The organism is Streptomyces sp. NPDC001493 (genome assembly GCF_053597235.1).
Window position 1 is genome coordinate 169,188 of the sequence record NZ_JBSFHV010000014.1, and the last position, 24,433, is coordinate 193,620.

Consider the following 24,433-nt stretch of genomic DNA (forward strand, 5'->3'; position numbering starts at 1 on the left):
CGGGTGCAACGACACGGGTGCCGCCCCGTTCTGCCGGGGCGGCACCCGCACGGTGGACCTTGTGGTGGGCCGTTCGTCCGCGGGGTTGTCAGTCCTCCCCGGCGATGCGCGTCTGCGCCCAGGCCACCAGGTCGGGGTCGGCGAGGTTCGCGACCCAGGAGTCCGCGTGCTCCGCACCCGGCCCGTCGGGGAACGGTCCGGTACCGAGGACGCGGAGACCGGCCTTCCGCGCGGAGACGATGCCGGTGACGGAGTCCTCCACGGCGAGCGCCTGCTGCGGGGAGACCCCGCAGAGTCCGGCGGCGACCGTGTACACGTCCGGATGCGGTTTGGGCCGTACGCCGTCGCCCGCGACGACCACATGGTCGAAGTGGGTGAGCAGGCCGGCCCGTTCGAGGCTCGACTCCACCATGTCCAGGGGGCAGTTGCTCGCCACCGCCAGCGGAAGGTGGCGGGCGGCCAGCCGTACGAGCGCCGTCGCGCCCGGCATGGTGACCGGGTCGTCGGCGACCAGTGCCGTGAAGTGTCTGAGCAGGCTGTCCGTCATGTCGTCGACGAAGTCGGGTTTTCCGCACTCCTCGGCCATGAGGGCGCCGCACTCGGTGTAGTGAACGCCCTTGGCCCGTTCGGCGAACCCGGCCGGGGGGCGGAGGCCGAACTCGCTGAAGACCCGCTGACGGGCGTCCTGCCAGTGACTTTCGGTGTCCATGAGGGTTCCGTCGCAATCGAAGACGATCGCCGACGGGGACCAGGAGAAAATGCTACGAGCTGTCATTTCTCTGCCGTTCTCGGAGAGCGCGCCGCCCCCGCCCGGTCGGCGGGCGCAGTGACATAAAGCTGCGGGAAAGGCGCACTCGACTGCTGAGATCGCGATGACGAAACGATCTCGGTGAACACACGCGAAGGCGAATGATGTCGCCTCCCGGGCACGCCGCGACGGACGGATTTCCGCCTTGTCCGAGGTGAGCCCGAAAACATCGTAGGGACTACGTTAATTTCGGGATCTTGCGTCCCGCAATCACTACTTCGAGTGTTTGGCGGCCGATCGGGGCCGGCGCGACCCCCCGGAAGAACACCGCACCGCGCCATCGAAAGAGCGGCGTCTCGACCATCAACCACGCCCAATGCAAGGCAAGTTGAACGATCAGGAACCACACGGGCGGGGTGGTGCGCGCAGGCGCGGCCATCGGCCCGGCTGCGAACCGGTTTACGAATTAATCAATGCCGCCCACACGCGGGCACAGTCGAAGAATAATAAAATCTCCGCGTGTCGAATCTCCGACACCGGGCCCCAGGGAACAACCCTGCGTCCCACGCGGTCGGACATGTGAGCGAAGGCAGAACACCCGTGCAAGACCGAGCGCAAGCAACCAGGAAAGTACTCCTGGAATCCGCAGCACACCTATTTGTCGAACAGGGATACGCGGGGACCAGCATCAATGAGGTCGGTGACCGTTCGGGCCGGACCAGCGGAGCGATCTACTTCCACTACTCCAGCAAGGAGAAGCTGGCGCTGGCGGTCGTCCGCGCGCAGTTCGCCAGCTGGCCGCAGCTGAACGCCCGGTACACCGCTCCGGGCATCCCTCCGCTGGAGAAGCTGGTCGCCCTCAGCTTCGATGTCGCCCAGACCCTGCGCGAGGACGTCATAGCCCGCGCCGGCGCCCGCCTGTGGAACGAGCGCCGCAGCATCGACGCGGCCGTGCCCGCGCCGTTCGCCGGCTGGACCGCCGCGGTGACGCGGCTGCTCGCCGAGGCACGGGCGAGAGGTGAACTCGCCGGCGGAATCGACCCGTCGGGCACGGCCACCACCCTTGTGTGCTCCTTCTTCGGGCTCTACACCCTGACGGACGAGGTGGCGGGCGAGCGGGAGCTGGGGGCCCGGCTGAACCAGTGGTGGCTGCTGGTCCTGGGCGCGTTGCAGGCCCGGCCCGATCCGGCCGCCCTGCTCGCCCGGGTGCGCTCGCGCCTCGCCGCGACCGGCGTTCGCACCCCGGCGAGGACGCACCTGCGGGAACCGTCGGACACGGCCCCGTGACCCGGTTGTCCGCTCGCCCGGGGAACCCCGGTCCGCGTCGCGGGCGCGGCCTCTGTGCCGGTGCCGGAACGGCGCGGACTCACATGGCGGGACGGGAGTGCACGCTGACCGCATATCCGCAGCCCGGGACATAGGTGTCGCCGCTCCACGTGGCGTAGCGCTGCCGCAGGGCCAATCCTGCCTCCACACACCAGTGGTCGAACTCCTCGATGGTCACCGGCGGTTCCGGCAGCGGCAAGTGCGCCGCGTCCAGTCCCATCCCCGTCACCAGCAGGCCGCCGGGGCGCAGCGCGGCGGCCAGCTGGCGAACTACGGCCGATTCGGTGCCAGGGGCCAGCAGGGGGATGACGTTTCCGGCGGCGAGTACCAGGTCGAAGCCCGCCTTCAGCCCGAGGCCGCTCAGGCGGGCCAGGTCACCGAGGAGCCATTCCTGCGCGGGGGCGTCGTGGCGGGCGACGGCGAGCATCGAGGGATCGACGTCCACACCGGTGCAGTGATGACCCAGTTCGGCGAGCCGGATCGCGATCCGGCCGGTTCCGCAGCCCGCGTCGAGCACGCGGGCCGCGGGCTTCAGCAGCGCGTCGCAGAAGGCGGCTTCGCCGTGGATGTCGTGGCCCGATTCGGCGAGCCGTGCGAAGCGCCGGGCGTACTCCTCTCCGGCCTGTCCGCCGGTCAGTTCCGCCCAGCGGTCTTGTTGCCCAGTCATGTTCAGGTGTGCCTTCCGGTCGGCCCGTCCAGCAGGGCGCGGACGGCGTCGTCGTGGATTCTCGCAGTACCCCGAGGCGCAAGGGACGTCCGAGGATCGGCGACCGGGTGCGCCCCGGGCCAAACAAACCCGGCGCCCGGCGCCCGAACGGCCCCCCTCGCGGCGGGCGTACGGAAGTCGAACCCCTTCCGGTCACCCCTACCGCACACCGGCGAGTACGGGTTAACGTTTTCCGGAACCCATGTCCATTATCCGGAACTCTCAGGAGAACGAGGCATCGTGCGCACCTTGGCGTTTCTCACCATCGGTCAGGCACCACGCCGGGACCTGTCCGGCGCCATCGAGGCACACCTGCCGCCGACGACGTGCGTGCGGCACGCCGGAGTGCTCGACGGCCTGACCCGGGCGGAGGTCGAAGCCCGCTTCCGGCCGGTGGACGGCGGGGCGACGCTGCTCAGCCGGCTGGCCGACGGTGGCCCCGTGACTCTGGACGCCGCGGCCGTAGGAACGGGTCTGCAGACCCGCGTGGATCAAATGGAGGAGGAGGGCGCCGATGTCGTGGTGCTGCTGTGCACCGGCGTGTTCCCCGGACTCCGGACCCGCCGGGCGCGGCTCGTCGAGCCGGACGTGCTGGTGACGGGGTACGTGGCGACGGTACTGCGGGGCAGTCGGATCGGGATGGTCGTGCCGCTGCCCGAGCAGGTTCCTGAGGCCCGCGAGAAGTGGCGGGCCGTCACTCCGGCGCCCCGATTCGCCGCGGCCTCGCCGTACGCCGACGGCGTCTCGTCCCTGTGCGCGGCGGCTCGCGCCCATCTGGACGCGGGCGCGAGCGCGCTGATGCTCGACTGCATGGGCTACGGGGACCGGCACCATCGGGCGCTCCGCGCGGCCGGTGTCACCGTGCCGGTCCTCACACCGGGTGCGGTGGTGGGCGCGGCCCTCGGACCACTGCTGAGCTGAACGGCACTCCCGCCTCAGCGGGCGGCGCCGCTCTCCTCGTAGCGCAGCCAGTACGGGTCGCCGATGCGCTTGCCGACCCGCAGCGCGGCGTCCCGTACGGCTCGGCCGAAGCGCGCCTCGTTCTCGTCGCGCAGTTCGGGGGCGGGCAGCGCGATCCCTATGCCGAAGACCTGGCCCGTGTCGCCGTCGAGGACGGCGGCGGAGATTCCGGCGACGTTGGGCACGTACTCGCCACGCGAGGACTCCCAGCCGTCGGCGCGCACCCGGGCCAGACAGGAGACCAGCTCACCCGGGGTGCGGGGGGCCGTACCCGTGCTCTGTTCGAGGCGGGGGTCGACGAGCCGCAGCACCCGCGCGTCGTCGAGGCGGGAGAGCAGCGCGCGGCCCATGGAGCTGGCGTAGGCGGGCGCCCTCGTACCGGCGGGCGTGTACGCCTGGAGGGCGCCGACGGTACCGATCCGCATGTGGAGTACGAGCGACTCGGCGCCGTCGAGCACGTCGACGTACCCGGTGTATCCGATGTCGGCGACCAGCCTGGCCAGCTCTTCCTCCAGGAGGGAGGCCGTGCTGCGTGAGACCCGGAAGTGGTACGAGGCCTCCATGACGAGTTCACCGGGGCGGTAGGCGCGGCTCATCGGATCGCGGTCGAGGAAGCCGTACTCGGCCATCATGCTCAGCGTCCGTGACACCGAGCTCTTGGGCAGGTCCAGCGCTCCTGCGACATCCGTCACCGTCAGGTCGCGCTGCAGGCGCGCCATCAGGCGCAGGACGTCGCGCGCGTTGGCGAGTGTGCTCACCGGTTTTCCGCCTCCCCCGAGCTCCCCCGAGTCGTGTCGTCCGATCGTAAGGGGCGCCGGACCTCCTGCGTGACCGCCCCTCGTCCGCTGTCGCGGACTGCCCGCATGCCGAGAAATCCGACTGCTCCCTTGACGGCCGAGTGCGCCGTATGGATGATCCAGAGATCTACATATTAAGACCTGGTTCCACATTATGGAACCTTTCGGTGGCCGAAACAGTCCGCCGCCCGATCAGGAGCACGGGAGAACCATGAGTACCGACGCCGCTCCCCAGGCCGTCACGGACACTTCGCACACCTCGGTTGACGCGCGCAGCGCCGGCGAGGCACGACGCCATCCCCGCGCCCTCGCGCCCGGCAATCTGATCCTCACCGTGGTGCTCAGCGTGTTCGGCGCCGTCGTGGGCGTGCAGCTGCTCGCCACGCTCGGCGTCACCCCCAGCACCTCGCTGATCGGGGCACTGGCCGCGATGACGCTCGCCCGGGTGCCGCTCGTCTGGTTCCGGGGTTTCCGCTCGGTGCACGCCCAGAACCTGGCGCAGACCAGCATCTCCTCGGCCACCTTCGGCGCCGCGAACAGCCTCTTCCTGCCGATCGGGATCCCGTTCCTCTTCGGGATGGACAACATGATCGTCCCGATGCTGATCGGGGTCTCCGCCGCGATGCTGGTCGACGCCTGGCTGCTCTACCGCATGTACGACACCCCCGCCTTCCCCGCCAGGAACCCCTGGCCGCCCGGGATCGCCGCCGCCGAGGCCATCAAGGCGGGCGACGAGGGCGGCCGTCGCGCCAAGGTGCTCGGCCTGGGCCTGGTCACCGGGATGGCCGGTGCCGCGTTCGCGCTGCCGATGTCGGCCTTCGGCGTGGCGCTCATCGGCGGGTTCGGCGCCATGGCCGCCTTCGGTGTCGGCCTGCTGTTCACCCAGTACGCCGACCCGCTGTTCGGCCTCGACCTCAACGCGATGTATCTGCCGCACGGGATGATGATCGGCGCCGGTCTGGTCGCCCTGGTCCAGGTCGGCCGCACCATCGTCACGACCCGGCGGAGCACGGCGGACGAGTCCCGGACCGCCCGCGCGGCCATGACGGCCGACGCTCCGGAGGACACCCCGGACGGCGCGAAGCGCCTGGGCCGCTCGATGCGCCTGGGCTTCGGCGCCTACCTGGTGATCTCCGTCCTGCTGGCGTTCGGCACGGGTGCCGCCACGCACATGAGTCCGGGCATGCTGATCGGCTTCCTCTTCTACGCCACGGTCGCCGCGTTCCTGCACGAACTGCTCGTCGGAATCGCCTCCATGCACTCCGGCTGGTTCCCCGCCTTCGCGATCGCTCTGATCACGCTGCTCCTGGGCATCCTCATCGGCTTCCCGCCCGAGGCGCTCGTCGTGCTGTCCGGCTTCACCGCCGCGACCGGTCCGGCCTTCGCCGACATGGGGTACGACCTCAAGGCGGGCCACCTGCTGCGCGGGGAGAACGCCGACCCGGCCTTCGAGCTGGAGGGCCGACGCCAGCAGCTGATCGCCGCGATGATCGGCTTCGGCGTCGCCATCGTGGTCGTCGTCGTCTCCTACCGGATGTTCTTCGACAACGGGCAGACCGCCCCGATCGACGCCGCGTACGTCGCGGCGATCAAGGCGGGCCCGTCCGTGGAGACCGCCCAGCACCTCGCGCTGTGGGCGATCCCCGGCGCGCTCGTGCAGCTCGTCGGCGGCTCCAGGCGCCAGCTCGGCATCCTGCTCGCGACGGGCCTGCTGATCACCACACCGATGGCCGGCTGGATGGTCGCCGCCGGCATCGCGGTCCGGATCCTCGCTCCGCGCGTGCTCGGGCCCAAGGCCAAGGAGGACCTCGACGTCTTCGCCGGCGGAGCCATCGCCGGCGACGCCCTCTACTCGTTCGGCAACGGCCTGTTCAAGGCCGCCAGGTAACCGGACATCCGCTCGTCCTTTCGTACGTACCGCACAGAACCACCCTGGGAGACCCCGTGAAGCGACAGCTGACCCACGACGACATCCGCGCGGCCGTGTACGGCGGTGCCGTACTGGGCGGAGGCGGCGGCGGGTTCGTCGAGCGGGGCCTGCGCACCGCCGAGCTGGCCCTCCAGGTGGGCGCGCCCGAGCTGTGGACCGCCGACGAGTTCCGGGCCGAGGACCTGACCGCGACCGTCGCCCTCGTCGGCGCTCCCGCCGCGCCGGACCCGCAGGTGCTGCCGACCCACCTGCTGCGCGCGCTGGAGCTGCTCCGCCGCGACCTGCCGGGCGAGCTCGTCGCGATCCACACGAACGAGAACGGCGCCGAGACCACGATCAACGGCTGGTTCCACGCGGCGATGACCGGTCTGCCCGTCATCGACCTGGCCTGCAACGGCCGTGCCCACCCGTCGAGCGTGATGGGCGCGATGGGCCTGCACCTGGTGGACGACTACCGCTCCAGCCAGGGTTACGCGGGCGGCAGGCCGTACGCCTATGTCGAGGGCGCGGTCTCCGGGCATCTGGAGGCCACCTCGAACGTGGTCCGGCGGGCCTCCGTCGAGGCCGGCGGCTGGGTGGGCGTCGCCCGCAACCCGGTCGGCATCGGCTACGCGGTGAAGAACGGCGCCCCCGGTGCCATCGGCTTCGCCATCGAGCTCGGTCACCGGTTCCTGGCGGACGGCCCGGTCGGCGCCGCACAGCACCTCGGCGGCGAGATCGTCGCGAAGGGGCGTGTGCGCGAATACCGCTGCGAGCAGCGCGAGGGCCTGGACGTCGGGGTCGCCGTCCTCGACGACGCCGACGGCACCACGCTGCACTTCGTCAACGAGTACATGGCGCTCGACCTGGCCGGCGGCCGCCGGGCCTCCTTCCCCGACCTGATCACGACGTTCGACGAGGCGGGGCAGCCGCTCGCCTCCGCCGATGTCGCGGTCGGCGAGCAGGTCAGCGTCCTGGTGGCCCCGGCCGCGAACCTGCTCCTCTCCACGACGATGTACATGCCCGACGTGTACGCACCGGTGGAGTCGCTGCTCGGCGTCGCGTTCGCCCCGGAAGCGCGGGTCCTCGCCGACGCCTGAGCCGAACGGCCGCACAGGATCTCTCCTGCGCGGCTCCCCCGGCACACACGACGGCCGGACCCCCCTCGGGTCCGGCCGTCGTGCCGTCTCAGGTGGCGCGGATCAGCAGGATCCCGCCGGCCGGTCCCGCTTCACGAGGTTCGTGTAGCCGGTTGTGCCGTCCAGCCACAGGACGCGTCCACCCTCGTCGGCGGTGGCGTAGGCCTGGTCGCCGCGGTTGCAGGAGACGCGCTGGGCGCCGCCCTTGCCGTCGGGGGTCGCCTGGTAGAGCTTCGGCAGCGTGTCGTTCGCCCACCACGTGGCCGGCGGCAGCGACGTCACGGTGACCGCGTCGTCGGACGCCGTCAGCGTGTACGCGTACAGCGAGTCGTCGCCCCCCTCGGGGATGACGGTGACGGGGTTCGAACCGTCGGTACCGGCGCGGCGCACCGCGGCCTTTCCGGTGTCGGTGGCGTCGTTGTCCTCGATCCAGTAGACGCCGTCGTCGGTGATCGCCGTCTGGCCGATGCTCACCGTGTTGGCGCTGTCGGCGACGGGCATCTCCGTCTTGGCGCCGGTAGCCGCGTCGAGGACCTCGACACCGAGCGTGAAGTTGCCGTTCGCGTCCGGGGCCACCCTGGCGTAGGCGATCTTGCCGTTCCCGACGGAGGGCAGACCCGAGACGTTGTAGGGACGGCCGCCGTCGACCAGGGCCGTCGCACCGGTCTTCATGTTGACGTACCGGACGTTGGTGACGCCGTACTGCGGGTTGAACGCGGTGTAGGCGACGTAGTCGCCGTCCACCACGAGCCCGGAGACGTCGGTGCCGATGGCGTCGACCATCTTCGCGACGCCGCCCTTGACCGGCCGTGCCATGATCTTGACGCCGTTGCTGCTGTAGTCGGCCCAGACCACCGTCCTGCCGTCGGTGTCCGCGTAGACGTTGTAGTCGCCGTTGTTGGCGCTCATCAGCTGGGGTGTGCCCGTGCCGGAGGTGTTGCCGAGCCACACCGAATAGGGCTCGCTGCCGTCCTCGTTGGAGCGGGAGAGGGCGTACTTGCCGCCACCCGCGCCGACGCCCGTGTTGTAGACGTTGACCTTGGAGAGGATGGTGTCGGTGTCGACGCCGAGCGCCTTCTCCCAGCCCGGCACGATGCCGTGCGCGTCGAAGGACCGCTTGACGATCTTCAACTGGGCCTTGGTGACGCCGAGTTCCTGCGCGGCGGCGATGACCGCGGCGCGGCCCTCGGTGAAGCCGTCGAGCGGCGTCATGTACGCGGACAGGGCGCGGTAGACGATCCTGTCGGCGAGGTCGCCGCCGAGGTCCTGGCGCATGTCCCACAGGGCGCCGGAGAAGATCGTGGAGTTGAGGTGCACGCCGCCGTTGTCACCGCGATAGGTGACGCCGACGAAGTCCTTCGACGTGGTGGCGCCGTCGTTGAGGTCGCGCAGGGCACACTCGCGGGGGCTGAGCGTGGTGCACAGGTCCTCGCCGAGCAGCCCTGCGTCCGGGTCGTCCATGGAGATGTCGTTCGCCTCCAGGTCGATGGCGTTGCCGAAGTAGTCGGCGAGGGCCTCGTTCATGGCGCCGGACTGGCCCGCGTAGACGAGGTTCGCGGTGTTCTCGACGACGCCGTGGGTCATCTCGTGGCCGACGACATCGGTGTCCGCGGAGAAGGTGCGGTAGTCGCCGCCGCTCTGGCCGTACACCATCTTGGTGCCGTCCCAGAAGGCGTTGTTGTACGGCTGGCCGTTCGCGACGACGCCGACCAGGGAGTAGATGAAGCCGTCCTTGCCGTCGAGGCTCTCCCGGCCGAAGTGGTTCTTGTAGTAGTCGTAGACCTTGCCGGCCGCCCAGTGGGCGTCCACCGCACCGGAGTCGGTGAAGTCCTCGCCGAGCTCTGGGGTCGTCGACTGGAAGGTCTTGATCCCGGTGGGCCAGGTGCCGGACGCGGAGGCGACCTCGCGTCCTCGGGCGTCGTAGGTCGCCAGCATGGGGCCCTCGTACGGGGAGTCGGCGGCGCGCTTGCTGTAGTCGATCATCTGGTAGACGCCCTTGGCGTCCTTGTACAGGTTGACCTCGGTCTTCTCGCCGTTGTAGCGGACGGCGGACCCCTTGACGACGAGCTGGTCGGCCGCGGCCGTGGACGCCTCGGGTGCCTCGCCGGTCGCCCCCGTGGCGGCGGTGCCGGTACCCGTAGCACCGAACGTCTTGATCCCGCTGTACTGCAGCAGTGGGAAGCCGGAGCGCGCGTCGACGTACACCTCCTGCTTCACGGGCTGCCCGTCGACCGGGCTGACGCCGGTGACGGTGACGTGCCGGGCCAGTACGCCGGTGCCCTGCGGGAGGATGGTCAGACCGTCGGTGCTCCCGGTCAGCCCTGTCTTTCCAGGCTCCTGCCCCTTCATGGGGCGCTTCAGCGGCGCCTGGCCCAGCTGCTGGACGACGGCGCCGACAGCACGGTCGATCGCGGTCTGCTCCGAGACCTCGGGGGCGACGGTGTCGAGCTTCAGGTCGGTGAAGTACTTGCCGGAGGTCCCGGTGACGGCGCGCTTGCCGCCCTTCTTCTCCATGCGGACGACGTACTCGCCGCCCAGGACCGGGACGCCCTGGTACTTCTGCTGGAGGCGTACGGTCTCCCGGCCGCCCTCGCTCTGCGTGCTGACGGTCGACAGGTCCTTCGAGGAGGTGTCCGCGATGTGGTAGCGGCTCTTCTTCCCCTTGAGGTGGGTGCGCGCGGCGTCGGCGGCGCTGCCGGTGGACGGGACCTCCTCGTGCAGGTCGGCGACCAGGGAGGGGGTGTCGGTATCGGCGCCGGAGGCCACCTCGCTCGCTGCGGCCGGGACATCGGTGGCGGCAGCGGCTGCGGCCGGTATGCCGGTCATCAGCAGCCCCGCAGCGGCGAGAAGCGCCGCCGTGCCCCGGCCGACGCCTATGCCGCCAGGCGCTCTCGTCGGCTTGACCGCTCTCCTGCGTACTGAGCTCCGCACGGTGTTTCCCTCCAGTGGCACGAGTGTGTGAACCGCTTTCCGGTGCGGCCATGCAAGTACCGGCACGGAGGATGAACAATGCGTTCCCTGTACACACTTGTGTGCGTGCCCACATGTGTGGCCGGAGCTGTCCGGCGAACCGGCGCATACCCAACCAGCATGCTGCGGGGCCAGGTTGGCGTGTAATGCCCGAGTAACGGCGACGGACTAGCGTCCGGGGTCCGCCGCCGTTCCCGGGAGAGCATCCCGGCACCTCGCGGCCCGGATCGCCGTATCGGGCTCCGTCGAGGGGCAGAACCTGCGGCGCCGGTCCACGCGGCGGAGCCGTCGGCCCGCGCCGGACGGCACGAGGAGCACGCAGGCCGATCACGCGCGGCCGGACCAGTCAGGAGTTGTCAAGGCATGGAGCGGACAGGGGACCTGTGGCGGTCCCTGGGCCTCGGAGACGATGAACTCGCCGTCTACGAGGTGCTGCTGGGGGCAGCACAGCATGAGGACCGGGTGGAGCTCGCCCGGAGCCTCGACATGACGCTGCGTCGACTCGACGTGTCCCTGTCTCAGTTGAAGATCTACGGCTTCGTCCGCTCCAGCTCTGCCGACGGCTCGCTGCCCACCGCGGTCAACCCCACCACCGCCATCCGCAACCAGATCCATCTGCGCCGCGCGCAACTCCTCGACGCCTCCTCGGAACTTGAGGTGCTCACCGCTTCGGTCGACCGCCTGGCCGCCGAGGTGCTGGGCCGGTCGGCGCCGCCCCGGGGCGCGGGCATCGAGACGGTGAGGGGCGGACAGGCCATATCCGAAAGGGTGACCGCCCTTCTCGCGTCCGCACAGACCGAGGTCAGCCTGCTCGACCGGCCGCCCTACGCCACGAGCGCACCGGACGGTGTGCCGGCCCCGCTGGGGGTCGGCGATCTCGTCCGACGAGGCGTACGGGTGCGGGTGGTGGTGGACCGCGCGGGCCTGGAATTCCCCGGACGCGCTCGCGGGCTGGGCGAACTGGCGGAGCAGGGGGTGGAGATACGTGTGGCGACGGATCTGCCGACGAAGCTCATCACCGTGGACCGCCAGGTCACTCTGCTCCCCCCGAACGACGCCGCCGACCCCTCCCAGGCGGCCGTGGTGGCCACCGACTCCCTTCTGAGCAACGCCCTGGTGCCGCTGTTCGAGGAGATCTGGGAACGCGCGCTGCCGATCGGCGCCGGTGGCACGGACGCGGTCACCGACGAGGACGGGGAGCTGCTGACGATGCTGGCCGCCGGACTGAAGGACGAGGCCATCGCCAGACGCCTGGACCTGCACGTGCACACGGTCCGTCGCAGGATCAGCCGGCTGATGGCGAGCCTGAGCGCCGAGACCCGCTTTCAGGCGGGCATCCAAGCGGCACGCAGGGGCCGTCTGAGCTCTTGATCCGCGTGTGACCCAAGGCCCCTCGGAGGCTACCGGCCGCTCTCCGGGGCTACTTCCCGGTTCCGACGGCGTCCGCGGCTGCCGCCGCCCCACGGCCGAGGGTGCGGTCGCAGATGGTCAGCAGGAGGTAGACCACCCCGGCACCGAGCATCACCCAGGCGAGCTGGTGCATGCCGCCGGTGTCGGCGTGCTCCCCGAAGGAGGCGGCGGTCGCGGAGGAGGCGACCATCGAGCCGACGTAGGCGAAGGTGCGGAGCAGACCGGCCGAGGAGGCGGTGCGCTCGGGATCGGCCTGGAAATAGACGGAGTTCTGCAGGGCCAGGTTGTTCAGCCCCTGCGGGACGCCGAAGATCAGGGCGACCAGGAGCAGCAGCCACACGGGGCTGGTCCCGGAGAGCGTCAGGATCACCAGGCAGGCGACGATCTGCCCGGCCGCGCCGACGAGCAGCTTGCCGCGCACGCTCTTGCGCCGCCCGGTGACCACGGAGATGCCGATCGCCATCAGGAACATGGGGATCTGCACCAGCCCGGCGTGGAAGGGCGACAGCCCGTAGCCCTCCTCGGTCCACTGGCTGAAGCCGTAGAGGAAGGCGTACGCGACGACGTACGCGACGAGCGCGCGCCCGTAGGTGGTCAGCAGCGGGATATTGCCGCCGAGTACCCGCAGGTCGATGAAGGGGGTGGTGGTGCGCAGCTCGCGTACGGCGAAGGCGGCTCCGGCGGCGGCGACGATCAGCAGCAGGTACCAGTTGCGCAGGTGCAGGTTCATCAGGAAGAGCAGCAGTGAGGTCAGCGTCGCGGCGAAGAGTCCCATGCCGGGCAGGTCGATCCGGGCGGCCACGCTCCCCCGCTGCGGGGATGGGGCCGCCTCGTTCACCCCTTCGTCCGTGGCGGCGGCCTTGGGCAGCCGCCAGAGCCCCAGCAGTACGGCCGCGACGGCCAGCGGGATGTTCAGCGCGAAGGTCGCACGCCAGCCGCCCACTCCGATCAGCACTCCGCCGAGCAGCGGTCCGATGACGGCGACGGTCTGGTTGGCGACCGCGAGGGCGGTCAGTACTCCGCCCGGGTTGTCCTGTCCGGTGCGCTTGCCCTCGCTGCGCAGCAGTGCCATCGCGGCGGGGTATCCGGCGCAGGTACCGAATCCGAGCAGGACCCGGGAGGCGATCAGTACGCCCAGGTTCGGCGCCAGGGTGCCGACGACGCCGGCGACGCCGACGAGGCTCGTGCTGACGAGGAAGAGTCTGCGCGGCCCGAAGATGTCGATGAGCCGGCCCACGACGGGCTGCCCGAGCGCGGTGGCCAGGTAGAGGGCGGAGACCAGCCACGCCGTCTGCGAGGCCGGCGCGCCCAGCGCCTTGGCGATGGGGACGAGCGCGACGGAGATGATCGTCGAGTTGATCGGGTTCAGGACGGAGCCGAGCATCATCGGCGGCAGCAGCCGCCGGTCGAACGCCGGCCTGTCCGTCCCGGGTATGGATTCCGTCTTGGCGTCAGTCATGGGTCAGCCGCTCCAGTACGGCCAGGGCGGCGATCACTGCCTGGCGTTCCTCTTCCGTGCACCTGTCCTGCAACCGTTCGGCCAGCCACTCCGTACGGACCTGCCGGCCTTCTTCCACCCGGCGCCTGCCCTCGGGGGTCAGCGCGATCAGCAGGCGCCGCCCGTCCGCCGGGTCGGGGCGCCGCACGACGAGTTCTCTGGCGGCGAGTGCCGCGACTGTGGCCGTCATCGACTGGTGGCGCACGCCTTCCGCGGCGGCGAGTTCGGTCGCGGTGACACCTTCCTCACCGGCCAGTCGGGCCAGGACCGACGACTGCCCGAGGGTGAGGTCCTCGACGGCGGAGGCGTTCAGGATGCGACGCCGCAGCCGGCTGATGACCGCGCGGATCGCGTGCGAAGCCTGGACCGCCGAGGGTGACGGGTGCGGGTTCTCACTCATGCTGTCCACGGTAGCTTCTACAGTTTGGACTGTACAGTTTCGCCTGTACAGTCCGCCGCCACATCACCCACCGCCACCGCTGCGACACGGTGAGGCGCACACCGGCGGCACGTCGCACCCACGCTCCCGCGCCGCCCCTCCCACGCACCCGGCAACGCGGCCCGCCCGCGAACGCTGGCGATTTCGCCGATGGCGGCCGGCTCCCGCTCCGAGACTCTGGTCGGGCCAGTCACCGAGCCACCCGCATCCTTGTCAGGAGCACTCCATGCCTCGTTCCTCGCGCCGTCTTCTCGGCATCCTCGCGACAGCCGCCGCCGCGCTCACCCTGTTCTCCTCCGCGTCGACGGCCGGTGCGGCCGACTCCGCGTCCGCACCGGCCGCGTCCGTCAGCCGGTCGACCGCCGCCGCCCAGGTGCTGTCGACCAGCACCCCGGTGGTCTTCGTCCACGGGTACACCGGCAACGCTTCCAACTGGGTGACCGCCAAGAGCGTCTTCCAGCTCAACGGCTGGTCCAGTTCCAACTTGTTCGCCTACGAGTACAACTCGTACGGCAACAACATCACCAACGCGCAGGGCCTGGCCACCTTCGTCGACAACGTGAAGGCGCAGACCGGCGCGAGCAAGGTCGCCATCGTCAACCACTCGATGGGCGGTCTGGTCAGCCAGTACTACCTGAAGGTGCTGGGCGGCAATACCAGCGTCAGCCACCTCGCCTCGATCGCCGGCGCGAACCACGGGACGACGTACGCCGGCGCCTGCCTGATCTACACGACCTGCCAGCAGATGTACCCGGGCTCCTCGTTCATCTCCCAGATCACCTCGGGCGACGAGACCCCCGGCACCACCAAGTACGCCACCTGGTACTCGGCGTGCGACGGCATCATCCTCCCGTACACCAGCACCAAGCTGGACGGCGCGACCAACAACAACGTGGCCTGCCAGACCCACATCGGGTACCTGACGGACACGGTCGTGCTCGGCCAGATCGCCAGGTTCGTCGCCTCCTGACGGCGAGTGCCGTCCACCCCACGTCGATCGCGCTCGGCTCCCCGGCATCTCGACGCCGGGGAGCCGAGCGCGTTCGGGACTCCACCGCGTCAGGGTTTCAGCTCAGACCCCAGGCAACTCCCGCCCTTCTCACCTCGCGGGCGCGGAATCAGAGGGTCCGACCGCAGGAACCTGTTCCTGTGTGTGGAGGGTGAGTCCCGACACACGGCCGGCCTGGATCACCGGCCCGTGCTGGACTCCACCGCTGATGTCGTTGTGCACGACAGCAGGGTGGTGAGCGGAGACGTCGAATTGCCGCAGCAAGGCCAGTACGTCGCGCAGGTCTTCGCGGGTCACGGAGCCGGTCCGCAGGAGGTGGTGCAGGTGTCCGTGCCACTCTGCGGTGACCTCCCGCCTTGTCCGCGCGCTGGTGTCCGCGTCGGCAGCGAGCACCCTGTCCCGGGTATCGTCCAGGTCGGCGACCACGGCGGGTGCGGTGGGCGAGAAGAGCCCCACAAAGAGTTCACGCACCCGTGTCCACGAGTCGGTGACCATGAGCGAGACCAGCGTGGTCGCCCCGGACGCCGCGAGAGTGGCGAGTTCGGTGTCCATCATCTTCCTTACGTTCGGTCAGAACCGGTCCAGATCGGTCTCTCCGCCGGTCTGTCCTGACGGAGCCGTGCGGTTCGGGGCGAAAGCAGTAGGTGGGGCAAAACGACGGAGGAGGTCGTCTGCTGCTTCGTGCTGCTCCTGGGTGCGAATGATCTTCGCCAATTGCTCGGCCAACATGCTCCGCCGAACGTCTCCCGGCGGAAAGTCCATGGCGTCCAAGGCGTCTGCGAAGTGTTCCGCGACCGTAGGCGCTTCTTCGTCGAGGTCATGCTCACCGAGCACATCACCCTCTTCGCGCTGCTGGGGAATGAGGTCGCGCAGCAACTCGGGGACAGCGGTGTCGTTGGCAGCAGAGGTGAGTTGTGCGAGGAGACCGAGATCGGCGACCGTCTTCTCCACTTGATCGTCGTTCTTGGCGAGCCACCACACCACGGCGCTGCCGGTGTCCTTGAGTACGTCCTCACCCAGGTACTTGCGCTTGCTCTGCTCGTACGTGCGCTGGTGCTCCCAGACCGCCTTGTCCTTGCGGACACCGGCGAGGCTGTCCAGGCGCTCCTGATCGTGCTGGTGAAGGGTGAGCGTCACGTTCTCGGCCATCGCTCGGAGGTGGCCGCTGCCGTCCGGGAGCATGTGGCCGAGACAGCCGTTCAGTTCATGCTGGACGAAGGAAGCGCGTGTGGGCTCCCGTTGTTCGGTGACGGCGCGAGCGCGGGAGAGTACGGCTTCGACCGCGAGACCGGCAGGGTTGAGCACGGGGTGGCGGTCGGAGGTGTCGAGGAGGTGCCATCGGACGGTCGCGGAGATCAGAAAGTCGTAGTCGGCCCAGAGGCTCGGCAGGGAAACATGTCTGACCTGCTGTTCCTGGCGTTCGATGGGGGCTGCCGTGAGTTGTTCCTCGAAGCGGACCGGCGTGTGGCCCCTGCGTCGCCGGGCTGCTTCGAAGACCACTGCCGGGCTCAGGACGACAAACGTCGCGAGTGCCGGCCAAGCCCAAGCGGGCCACTGCTGCGTGACTCCGAAGATGGTCATGAACAGCCCGAAAAGAATGGTGACAAAGATGGTGGTGGTCTTGCATCCGGTCGTCACTGCGTGGTCTCCCTGACTGGTTCTTACGGTGACGGTGAGGTGAGTGGGCCGATGCCCTGGGCAACGCTGATCTTCTGGAGGAGCCGGTCGGAGGTCTCTGCGGCGCGCGAGGGCCCGGCGGGACAGGTGCGCTCGGCATCGCGTGCGCTCGCGTACAGCGCGGCGAAGGTGGCGCCGCTTCCGTCGCACCTGCCGGCCGCCGCCACCAGAAGGTCGAGCAGGATGTCGCCTCGGCGTTCGCAATGGGTCGCGTGATGGATCCAGTCCGCCACGAACGGCTGCCAGGTCTCGCGGGCGAGTTCGTTCAGCACGGCGTTCCAACACGTTGTCAGGGAGTCCTGAATTCCGGGCTCGTCCATCAGCGCGCGGGTGCGGCCGTCCGGATCGATCAGCGGTTCCGGGTCGCAGACGCGCAGGAATATGCCCAGGTCGGCCGGTGTGTGCCCCTGACGTGCGAGTCGGTCGAGCAGTCTCCTCCGCAGCCGGTGGCTGGTCGCCACGAGGTCGCACAGTGCTTCGCGGGCACGGCTGGTTCCCCGCTCACGGCGTGCCAGGTGGTACAGCCGCAGCATGGCCTGATCGGGGTGGCTGACCGCGATGACATCGGCACAGACCCGAATGAGGACTTGGGTGAACTCCTCGTCGGGCTGCTTCTGGACACACCACTGATAGACCTTCTCGCGAAAGACCCGTCCGTGTCCGGGAGCCACCAGCCCGCAGGTGAGCGCGTGGACGGCGGCCTCTTGTCTGGCCCGGCTGGCGCCCTTGGAGCTCCAGCTCTCCGCGAGAGACGCCAGCCCGGTCCGGTGGCCGGTCCGCAGGTACTCCCATGCGAGTCGCGCCACCAGCCTGTCGCGGAGCTCCTTCGAAAGGCGGGGGTCGCTGGCGTCCACCGTGAGCGCGGTCCAGGTATCCAAATGCTGTCGCAGGTCGGGCAGGTGATCCCAGACATGGACGCGGACCGCGGTGTCGTAGTTGAGTTCGGTGAACCGGACGTGGCCTTCCGGGCCGGCCACGGCGGAGACCTCCGCCAAGCGCTCGGCAAGGTCCTTGTGCTGGAGAGGCGGAAGGTTGTCGAGAGGGGAACCCGCGGTACGCAGCAACAGCTGGGTCGTGCGGTGGATGACGTCGGCGTGAGCGCCGTGCAGCATCGAAACGCTGATCAAGAGCGCCCTCTGGGGGCCTTCTCGCAATCGGGCGAAGAGCGCGATGACGTCCTTGCGCCGGTCCGATTGCGCTTTCCGGGCCGTGGCGCACCATTGCGTGTATTCGTCGTCGGGGTGGGCGGTCTCACGGGCTCGTCGCACCAAGTCGGCGAAGTCGGCGATCTCCCTCATCGTCCCCTGTTCCAGGAGACCGGTGAGGGAGGGATCGGACCGCTTGTACTGCTCGTAGGGCACACGGTGCGTGCGCAGGTGTCGCCGCAGGACCCTGCTCCCTTGTGGACGGCCGATCTCCACCCGGTAGTGCTGGAGATCGGCGTCCAGAGCCCCTTCGTGCAGCATCACGACGACGAGGTGCGCGTTCTGTTCGTGGACGGCTTTGCGGAGAGCCGGAAGATCGGCCTGAGCAGCCGCCCATCGGACGGCATCGGCTGCGGACAGGTCCAGCAGCAGCCGGTCACCGGCTCCGACCAGATCCGGGTCCCGCAGGCAGAGTTCGTCGTCTTCGCCGGGCAGAAGTTCGTGCAGGACTCCGGCGTCCTGATGATATTCCCGCAGCAGCACACGGGCTACGGAGGTCCGGCCGCTCCCCGGGGCTCCGTCCAGAATGACGGTACCGGTGTCGGCGAGTCGGGAGCGGGCCTTCCCCATGCCGTCCGGGGCAACCAGGACACGCCTCAGCCAGGCGAGCTGGTCGTCGGCAATGCGCCGAAAGGACGGCCCGTCAGCCTCCCGGGGGTCGGGAGCCGCGTGGAAATGGATGTCACCGCTACCGGAGTGCATCGGGCCCTGCGCGTTGTCGACCCGGGTACTGCTGTGAACACTCACCGGTTGTCGTCCTCGTGCCTGCCCGATTCACCGAACCGGTGCTGAATGCCGCCGTGGTTACCACCCTCGAAGTACGTCATTCCGTCACCGGAGAAGTGTCTGCCGCCCGATACATGGGAGGAGTTCTGGTAGATGTCGCCGCCGCCCGTGTGAACCGGGCCGAGGGCGCCCTTGATGACGGTGCCGCCGACGTCACCCGTGAAGTCGCGGCTCTGGACAGCCGTGCCGCTCACGTCTCCGACGGAGTTGGCCACGGAGTTTCCTACAACCGGAGAGACCGCGTCCCGGTCCAGATCGCGCAGTCCCGGGACCATGTCGACGACTACGTCACCGAGGCGCTTCAGGCCTGTTTCGGTATCGTGCGTTCCGAAGGGAATGGACTGGAGATCGGCGAGCTGGGCCAGTTCGTCCGGCAGGTCGGCTCTGTTCAACCGATCCGTCTTCCGGCCGTCCAATACAGGAACGATGGGGATTTCGCGCGAGAACGCCTCCAGGATCTCCCTGCGCACCCAGTCTTCCGGATCGCGCAGCCGGGCCTGGAAGTTCGTCCAGTCCGGTCCGATGACAGCCAGCACCACGGCGCTGCCGCGCAGACCGGCCAGGAGGGCGTTGGGGTAGGCCTGTCCGGGTAAGACGGACTTCGAGGCTCGGAAGATTCGATCCCTGCCGAATCGACGCGAGAGTTCCTGGTCGATCAGTGCAGCAGTCCTCTCGCCGTCTCCGGTCCGGTAGTTGATGAATACGTCCGTCATGAGGGTTCCTCTTCTCTCAGGAAAATCGAATGCGTGACAACGTGCCCAGCCGCGGACCCAGTCGGCGCACGAAAGGATGATCCGGATAACGGGCCAGGACACGAGTGAGACGCCGCAGATCGATCGTCACAGTCGCCGATCGCACCGCCTCCACCGCGTCCAGCAGCGGCTCCGTCAGCGCACAGGCCCGGTCGATCTGCCCGTCCGCCGCGCAGGCAAGCGCACGGCGCACGCCGTACCGCACCCTCGTCCGTAGCGCGTCGTCGGACACCTGAGCGAGCTGACGATCCAACTCCTCGGCAGCCTCACCCGGCCGCCCGAGGTCGACCAGACACCAGCCGGTGATCATGCCCACCGAGTCCGGCAGGTGCATGCTGCCGATGACGAGCGCGCCGGGACTGTCTTCCTGGCACGCAAAGAACCCACGCGCACGGTCCAGAGCGCGCAGACACGCGTCCCGATCACCCGCGAGTGCGTGTCCCTGCGCCTCACGCTGTGCGGCGAGACCACGGATCCGAGGTGGCAGCGCACCGTTCTGCGCCTTCTGAGCCAGGGCTACCGTCTGCTCTGCGTCGTCCTGGTAGAGCGTGACCAGAGCTCTGCGAACCAGTGCGTAGCCACCCAGATCCCGGTCGCCACTGGCCTCGGCGAGATCGACTGCGCGCTGCGTCCACCACAGTGCCGCCTGATCGTCGCCCGACTCCTGCACCAGCCAGCCGACGTACTCCGCATACCGCGAGCCCAGCGCCAGCAGTTCCTGGCGCGTGTCCCCGTCGGTATGCACGGAAAGCGCCCTCAGAGTGTGCGTCTGCGCAATCAGACCGGGCAGCAGAAAACCTGGCTCGACGCTCTGCCCCATCCGCCGGTACTGAGTGAACAGAGAACGGGAGGCCTCCAGCATCCCGGCCCCCGCAGCGGAACCAACAGGGCTCTCTCCCCCCATCCGCACTCTCAGCAGCGAGGCAGCGCCGGCGCTCACGATCTGCCGCCGTCCGACAGGCTGAAACCAGCTCGGGCCATCCGGTGACAGTTGCATCATCCATTCCTCCTCTTCACTCGCACCCGGCATCGGACCGCCGGGTTGTGGTCCGGTACTTGTCGCCCCGCAGGCAATCAACTCCCCATCGGCTCGGAGCGCGGCATCACACAGACGAACGAGATCGCGACTGGGCACCTTGATCCCCCGCTCGACCTTGCTCAGCTGCGCCTTGCTGTAGTGCACAGCTGCAGACAGTGCCGTGAGACTGAGCCCAGCGTCCAAGCGACGCCTCCTCAGTTCCTCACCGAACACGGTGGACAGCAGGGGCATGAGAACCTCCCTAGCCGTCCATCCAGGCGAAGGCCCGCACGAAACTCTGCGGCAGCACCTGCTGGATGGACAAGGCGATCGATACTGTTTCCCGTTTCCTTCTCCTTCGGCGAGGTCCGCTAAAGGCCCAATCCCGCAAAAAGGATCAGGACTGGCGGGATCCGACCTCGCACCGAATGACACCAGACCGCCGTCTTTCGGACCCACTGCCCGAAAATCAACTACAAAGCATCTGGTTCCGGACGGGCGTGCGGATGAGTTCGTTGTGCGCCGAGCGCGCGTTCGTGAGCCTGAAATCGCGACGCTTCATATAGTTCACGATGGGTCAATGGCCCGAGACCGCCACCTTCCGGCCACCCCCTCGACGCCCCGCACAGCACTGTCGGGTCCCTGACAATAAGGAGTCGGCTCATCGCCCGTCGACGGACTCCCGGCGGACGTCCCGTGTTCACGGCGTTCCGCTGTGGTGAAGAGGTGACTTCCAGACTCGCTCCACCTCCGGCGCTCACGGCAGCCACACGCCGACGGTTCGTCACCGTCACCGCCGCCGCTGCCGCCCTCGCCCTCTCCGGCACCCTCCCCAGCGCGGGTGAGGCCGCCGCCGCCCCCGCCGCCCGGCTCAAGGACGACCCCTTCACCCTGGGTGTCGCCTCCGGAGACCCCTTGCCCGACGGGGTCGTCCTGTGGACCCGGCTGGCTCCCGATCCCCTCGCCCCGTTCAGCGGAATGGACCGGCGGACCCACCCGGTGCAGTGGGAGGTCGCCTCCGACGAACGGTTCCGCAGGATCGTACGGCGCGGAACCGCGCAACTGACCCCAGAGTTCAACCACACCGCCCATGTAGACGTCCGCGGCCTGGAGCCGTGGCGCGAGTACTTCTACCGGTTCCGCTGCGGCGGGTTCATCAGTCCCGTGGGGCGTACGAAGACCGCGCCCGCGGCCCATCAGCTCGTGCCGCGCCTCTCCCTGGCCTTCGCCTCCTGCCAGGCGATCTGGGAGGGCTGGTTCACCGCCCACCGTGACCTCGCGGCCCGCCGCCACGACGTGGTGCTGTTCCTCGGGGACTACATCTACGAGTTCGGCATCGACCGGGGTGTCCGCCCGGGCGACGGCGACGAGCACAACACCCGCCAGGCGGTGACCCTGGACGACTACCGGCAGCGGTACGCCTATTACAAGCTCGACCCCGACCTCCAGGCCGCCCACCACTCCGCCCCGTGGATCGTGGTCTTCGACGACCACGAGGTGGTCAACAACTGGGCGAACCTCGCCGCCGACGGCTCCACGCCGGACGACTTCCTGATCCGCCGGGCCAATGGGTTCCGGGCGTACTGGGAGAACATGCCGCTGCGCGCGCCGCAGTTCCCGCAGGGCCCGGACATGCAGTTGTACCGTCGGCTCGGGTACGGGCGCCTCGCCGAGTTCTCGATGCTCGACACCCGTCAGTACCGCGACGACCAGGCGAACGGGGACGGGACCAAGGCCCCGAACGCGGCGACCGCCGACCCGGCCCGTTCCATCCTCGGCTTCCCGCAGGAGCGCTGGCTGCTCGACGGGCTCGGCGGTTCGGGGGCGCGCTGGAACATCCTCGGCCACCAGACCGCCATCACCCTGCTCGACACCACGTACGGACCGGACGTCGCCGTCCCGATGGACACCTGGGACGGGTACAGCGCCTCCCGCGACCGGCTGCTCGGCGGCATCGCGGACCGGGGGGTGCGCAACGTCGTCAGCCTCGCCGGCGACCTGCACCGCAGCGTCGCGAGCGATCTGGCGCTCGACTTCCACGACCCGGATTCCCGCGTGGTGGCGACCGAGTTCGTGGGCACGTCGATCGCCTCCGGGCTCGACGGCCAGGACCTCGACGCCACGGGGCAGGCGCTCCTCTCCGAGAACCCGCACATGAAGTTCGGCAACTTCCAGCGTGGTTACGTCAGTTGCGAGATCACCCCGGACCTGTGGCTGGCCGACCACCGCGTGTGCGACCGGGTCACCGTGCCGGACGGCACCGTGAGCAGCCGGACCGTACTCGCCGTCGAGAACGGCGTCCCCGCCGTCCAGCAGGCCTGAGGAGCGCGCCATGAAGACAGCCGTGAAGAGCGTCCGCACGGTCACCGCCGTCGCCTTCGTCGCCATCACCGCGTCCACCCTCGCCACCGGCGGTTCGGCCCACGAGGCCCGCGCCGCCACCCGTACCTCGGCGGGGATTCCGGTCGCCGAGCGGTCCTCCGCCCGGGCGTCCGCCGGTCCCGTGGTGCTCTCGGCCTCGCCGACGAGCCTCACCGGTTCCGAACTCCCCTGCATGCCGACGAAGTTCAACGTCTCCATGACCAACACCGGTACGACGGCGCTGTTCGCCGACGCGACGCTGACCGCAGAGGCGCCGATCACCCTCTCGGACCAGGTGTTCTCGACCTATCTGCCGGCCGCCGACCCCGACCGGCCGGTGACCCGTTCGGTGGGCGTACGTGTCCCGCCGGGCACGGCGCCCGGCACCTACGACCTGACCGCGGTGTCGGGCAAGCAGCGCTTGGTGGTCCCCCTCACGGTCCAGGCCCCGCCCGCACCCGGTCCGGGCGTCGACCTGGCCTACGGCAGGGCGGTGACCGCCTCCTCGACCCACGGGAACTTCACCACCTGCGCCGCCGTGGACGGGGACAGCGACTATCTGCACTGGGGCTCGGGATACGGCTGGAACGACGCCGACAAGGGTGTCTTCCCCGACTGGCTCGCGGTCGAGTGGCCGCAGCCGGTCGAGCTGGGGCGGATCGAGACCGTCACCTACGGCACCCCGGCGCGCCCGGCGGCCCTCCAGGGCATCAAGGACTTCGACGTCCAGGTGCGGTCCGGGGGCGAGTGGCTGACCGTGGGGTCCTACCGGGGCAACACCCTCGACCGGATCGTCACCACCTTCGAACCGGTCTCCACGGACGCGGTCCGGGTGTTCGTCCACTCCTCCAACAGCGCCGACTACTCGAGGATCCTGGAAGTGGAGGCGTACGCACCGGAGTAGGTCCTGCCCGGCGGGAACGCGCGTCGGCCCGGAGCGGACAGTCCCGCTCCGGGCCGACGCCGACGTTTCGTCAGTGACCGCGCCGGACCTCGAAGTCGCTGATGCGGAAGTGGCTCCAGGTCGTGCGGAAGGCGAAGTACCCCGCCGTGTAGGGCTCGGGGTCGTGGTAGTCGAAGACCAGGGTGCCGTTGTTCCACCAGCGGACCTTCGAGCCGTCCGACTCGATGCGCACGTGGTTGGGCCGGTTCGGCGTGAGCAGCGGCTCGGTGTAGTCGTACACGAGGGGGCGGACCCCTGCCTCGCCGACGTAACGGCGCAGCCGGGTCGTCGTGTTGGAGTTGGCGCCGTAGCCCGCGTAGTAGGTGGTCAGCTGGTCGTAGTCGGCGAGGGTGCCGTCGCGGTGGGTGGCGAAGAGGTCGCGCGGGGAACGGGTGTCGGTGGCGTTCCAGAAGTTGTTGAGGTCGGACACCCGGTCGTTGACCCCGCCCGCGGAGACGGCCGTGGCGGTGTAGGTCAGCACGTACGGACCGCTGAGGCGCCGGCGGAACCAGACGGTGGCACCGGCCGGGGTGTCGATGTCCAGGACGCCGTGGCGTGCGGTGACGCTGCCGCCGTTCTCCAGTTCGACGGCCCACTGGTCCAGGCCGTGCCGGAAGTCGTCGTGGGCGAGCAGTGCTCCCGCGCGCCCCTTCGGTGCGCGGTCCCGGGCGTGGGGCCCGGTGTGGGCCTGGGCGGTGGCGGGCAGGACGGCGGAGAGCGCGGCTCCGGCCGCCAGGGCGGCGAAGGCTCTGCGGGTGGTGGTCATCGGTGGGTGCTCCT

The 24,433-nt window shown here is 69.5% G+C and carries 20 protein-coding genes; 8 read left to right on the plus strand and 12 right to left on the minus strand.

The window, feature by feature from the left end; genetic code table 11:
• Positions 1 to 88 precede the first annotated feature (88 nt).
• A complete protein-coding gene (locus ACWCWD_RS21065; RefSeq protein ID WP_450774424.1) occupies positions 89 to 775 on the minus strand; it encodes an HAD family hydrolase in 687 nt (228 codons plus the stop codon).
• Between the two features lie 573 nt (positions 776 to 1,348).
• Here ACWCWD_RS21065 and ACWCWD_RS21070 point away from each other — a divergent pair.
• Positions 1,349 to 2,035, plus strand: coding sequence for a ScbR family autoregulator-binding transcription factor (locus ACWCWD_RS21070; protein ID WP_450774426.1), 687 nt, complete (start codon positions 1,349 to 1,351; stop codon positions 2,033 to 2,035).
• 79 nt (positions 2,036 to 2,114) lie between these two features.
• Here ACWCWD_RS21070 and ACWCWD_RS21075 read toward each other — a convergent pair whose 3' ends face one another.
• Entirely contained in the window at positions 2,115 to 2,741 is a 627-nt protein-coding gene (locus ACWCWD_RS21075) for a class I SAM-dependent methyltransferase (protein WP_450774428.1), read from the minus strand.
• A 279-nt stretch (positions 2,742 to 3,020) separates the two neighbouring features.
• Between ACWCWD_RS21075 and ACWCWD_RS21080 the strand changes: the two genes are divergently transcribed.
• Positions 3,021 to 3,701: an AroM family protein gene (locus ACWCWD_RS21080; RefSeq protein ID WP_450774430.1), complete on the plus strand. Its 681-nt coding sequence runs from the start codon at positions 3,021 to 3,023 to the stop codon at positions 3,699 to 3,701.
• Positions 3,702 to 3,715: 14 nt separating this feature from the next.
• On the opposite strand, the gene ACWCWD_RS21085 is transcribed toward ACWCWD_RS21080, so the two are convergent.
• Entirely contained in the window at positions 3,716 to 4,498 is a 783-nt protein-coding gene (locus tag ACWCWD_RS21085; RefSeq protein ID WP_450774432.1) for an IclR family transcriptional regulator, read from the minus strand.
• A gap of 250 nt (positions 4,499 to 4,748) precedes the next feature.
• On the opposite strand from ACWCWD_RS21085, the gene ACWCWD_RS21090 reads away from it, so the two are divergent.
• Together ACWCWD_RS21090 and ACWCWD_RS21095 are read left to right on the plus strand one after the other, a co-directional pair.
• Positions 4,749 to 6,425: an OPT/YSL family transporter gene (locus tag ACWCWD_RS21090; protein WP_450774434.1), complete on the plus strand. Its 1,677-nt coding sequence runs from the start codon at positions 4,749 to 4,751 to the stop codon at positions 6,423 to 6,425.
• A gap of 56 nt (positions 6,426 to 6,481) precedes the next feature.
• Positions 6,482 to 7,546, plus strand: a complete 1,065-nt coding sequence (locus ACWCWD_RS21095; protein ID WP_450774436.1) for an S-methyl thiohydantoin desulfurase domain-containing protein — start codon at positions 6,482 to 6,484, stop codon at positions 7,544 to 7,546.
• 102 nt (positions 7,547 to 7,648) lie between these two features.
• Here ACWCWD_RS21095 and ACWCWD_RS21100 read toward each other — a convergent pair whose 3' ends face one another.
• Entirely contained in the window at positions 7,649 to 10,516 is a 2,868-nt protein-coding gene (locus ACWCWD_RS21100; protein WP_450774438.1) for a M4 family metallopeptidase, read from the minus strand.
• Positions 10,517 to 10,918: 402 nt separating this feature from the next.
• Here ACWCWD_RS21100 and ACWCWD_RS21105 point away from each other — a divergent pair, with 402 nt between their 5' ends.
• Positions 10,919 to 11,926 (plus strand): LuxR family transcriptional regulator, encoded by a 1,008-nt coding sequence (locus ACWCWD_RS21105; RefSeq protein ID WP_450774440.1) that lies wholly within the window; start codon positions 10,919 to 10,921, stop codon positions 11,924 to 11,926.
• A 49-nt stretch (positions 11,927 to 11,975) separates the two neighbouring features.
• Here ACWCWD_RS21105 and ACWCWD_RS21110 read toward each other — a convergent pair whose 3' ends face one another.
• The gene (locus ACWCWD_RS21110; RefSeq protein ID WP_450774442.1) at positions 11,976 to 13,424 is read right to left on the minus strand and encodes an MFS transporter; all 1,449 of its coding nucleotides are present in this window, start codon (positions 13,422 to 13,424) and stop codon (positions 11,976 to 11,978) included.
• Entirely contained in the window at positions 13,417 to 13,863 is a 447-nt protein-coding gene (locus ACWCWD_RS21115; RefSeq protein ID WP_450774444.1) for a MarR family winged helix-turn-helix transcriptional regulator, read from the minus strand. The genes ACWCWD_RS21110 and ACWCWD_RS21115 overlap by 8 nt, the downstream gene beginning before the upstream one ends.
• Before the next feature lie 265 nt (positions 13,864 to 14,128).
• Between ACWCWD_RS21115 and ACWCWD_RS21120 the strand changes: the two genes are divergently transcribed.
• Complete coding sequence (locus ACWCWD_RS21120) at positions 14,129 to 14,872, plus strand: esterase/lipase family protein (RefSeq protein WP_450774446.1); 744 nt, start codon at positions 14,129 to 14,131, stop codon at positions 14,870 to 14,872.
• Between the two features lie 129 nt (positions 14,873 to 15,001).
• Here the strand turns inward: ACWCWD_RS21120 and ACWCWD_RS21125 are convergent, their stop codons facing one another.
• Genes ACWCWD_RS21125 through ACWCWD_RS21145 form a run of 5 tightly spaced genes read right to left on the minus strand, consistent with a single transcriptional unit; the run spans position 15,002 to position 20,601 of the window.
• The gene (locus ACWCWD_RS21125) at positions 15,002 to 15,466 is read right to left on the minus strand and encodes a hypothetical protein (protein ID WP_450774448.1); all 465 of its coding nucleotides are present in this window, start codon (positions 15,464 to 15,466) and stop codon (positions 15,002 to 15,004) included.
• A 15-nt stretch (positions 15,467 to 15,481) separates the two neighbouring features.
• Complete coding sequence (locus ACWCWD_RS21130; protein WP_450774450.1) at positions 15,482 to 16,549, minus strand: hypothetical protein; 1,068 nt, start codon at positions 16,547 to 16,549, stop codon at positions 15,482 to 15,484.
• A 23-nt stretch (positions 16,550 to 16,572) separates the two neighbouring features.
• Entirely contained in the window at positions 16,573 to 18,540 is a 1,968-nt protein-coding gene (locus ACWCWD_RS21135; RefSeq protein WP_450774452.1) for a hypothetical protein, read from the minus strand.
• Positions 18,537 to 19,292 (minus strand): toll/interleukin-1 receptor domain-containing protein, encoded by a 756-nt coding sequence (locus ACWCWD_RS21140; RefSeq protein ID WP_450774454.1) that lies wholly within the window; start codon positions 19,290 to 19,292, stop codon positions 18,537 to 18,539. The genes ACWCWD_RS21135 and ACWCWD_RS21140 overlap by 4 nt, the downstream gene beginning before the upstream one ends.
• A gap of 16 nt (positions 19,293 to 19,308) precedes the next feature.
• Entirely contained in the window at positions 19,309 to 20,601 is a 1,293-nt protein-coding gene (locus ACWCWD_RS21145; protein WP_450774456.1) for a helix-turn-helix domain-containing protein, read from the minus strand.
• A 474-nt stretch (positions 20,602 to 21,075) separates the two neighbouring features.
• Here ACWCWD_RS21145 and ACWCWD_RS21150 point away from each other — a divergent pair, with 474 nt between their 5' ends.
• Positions 21,076 to 22,671 carry an alkaline phosphatase D family protein gene (locus ACWCWD_RS21150; RefSeq protein ID WP_450774458.1) on the plus strand — a complete coding sequence of 532 codons (1,596 nt, stop codon included), beginning with the start codon at positions 21,076 to 21,078 and terminating at the stop codon, positions 22,669 to 22,671.
• Between the two features lie 10 nt (positions 22,672 to 22,681).
• Positions 22,682 to 23,614, plus strand: coding sequence for a discoidin domain-containing protein (locus ACWCWD_RS21155; RefSeq protein ID WP_450774460.1), 933 nt, complete (start codon positions 22,682 to 22,684; stop codon positions 23,612 to 23,614).
• Between the two features lie 70 nt (positions 23,615 to 23,684).
• On the opposite strand, the gene ACWCWD_RS21160 is transcribed toward ACWCWD_RS21155, so the two are convergent.
• A complete protein-coding gene (locus ACWCWD_RS21160; protein WP_450774462.1) occupies positions 23,685 to 24,419 on the minus strand; it encodes a DUF6250 domain-containing protein in 735 nt (244 codons plus the stop codon).
• Positions 24,420 to 24,433 lie beyond the last annotated feature (14 nt).

Excerpts from the sequence above, each read along its gene's own strand:
- ACWCWD_RS21065 (WP_450774424.1), bottom strand. The coding sequence starts at position 775 with ATGACAGCTCGTAGCATTTTCTCCTGGTCCCCGTCGGCGATCGTCTTC.
- ACWCWD_RS21075 (WP_450774428.1), bottom strand. The coding sequence starts at position 2,741 with ATGACTGGGCAACAAGACCGCTGGGCGGAACTGACCGGCGGACAGGCC.
- ACWCWD_RS21090 (WP_450774434.1), top strand. The coding sequence starts at position 4,749 with ATGAGTACCGACGCCGCTCCCCAGGCCGTCACGGACACTTCGCACACC.
- ACWCWD_RS21105 (WP_450774440.1), top strand. The coding sequence starts at position 10,919 with ATGGAGCGGACAGGGGACCTGTGGCGGTCCCTGGGCCTCGGAGACGAT.
- ACWCWD_RS21110 (WP_450774442.1), bottom strand. The coding sequence starts at position 13,424 with ATGACTGACGCCAAGACGGAATCCATACCCGGGACGGACAGGCCGGCG.
- ACWCWD_RS21115 (WP_450774444.1), bottom strand. The coding sequence starts at position 13,863 with ATGAGTGAGAACCCGCACCCGTCACCCTCGGCGGTCCAGGCTTCGCAC.
- ACWCWD_RS21120 (WP_450774446.1), top strand. The coding sequence starts at position 14,129 with ATGCCTCGTTCCTCGCGCCGTCTTCTCGGCATCCTCGCGACAGCCGCC.
- ACWCWD_RS21125 (WP_450774448.1), bottom strand. The coding sequence starts at position 15,466 with ATGATGGACACCGAACTCGCCACTCTCGCGGCGTCCGGGGCGACCACG.
- ACWCWD_RS21140 (WP_450774454.1), bottom strand. The coding sequence starts at position 19,292 with ATGACGGACGTATTCATCAACTACCGGACCGGAGACGGCGAGAGGACT.
- ACWCWD_RS21145 (WP_450774456.1), bottom strand. The coding sequence starts at position 20,601 with ATGCCCCTGCTGTCCACCGTGTTCGGTGAGGAACTGAGGAGGCGTCGC.
- ACWCWD_RS21155 (WP_450774460.1), top strand. The coding sequence starts at position 22,682 with ATGAAGACAGCCGTGAAGAGCGTCCGCACGGTCACCGCCGTCGCCTTC.
- ACWCWD_RS21160 (WP_450774462.1), bottom strand. The coding sequence starts at position 24,419 with ATGACCACCACCCGCAGAGCCTTCGCCGCCCTGGCGGCCGGAGCCGCG.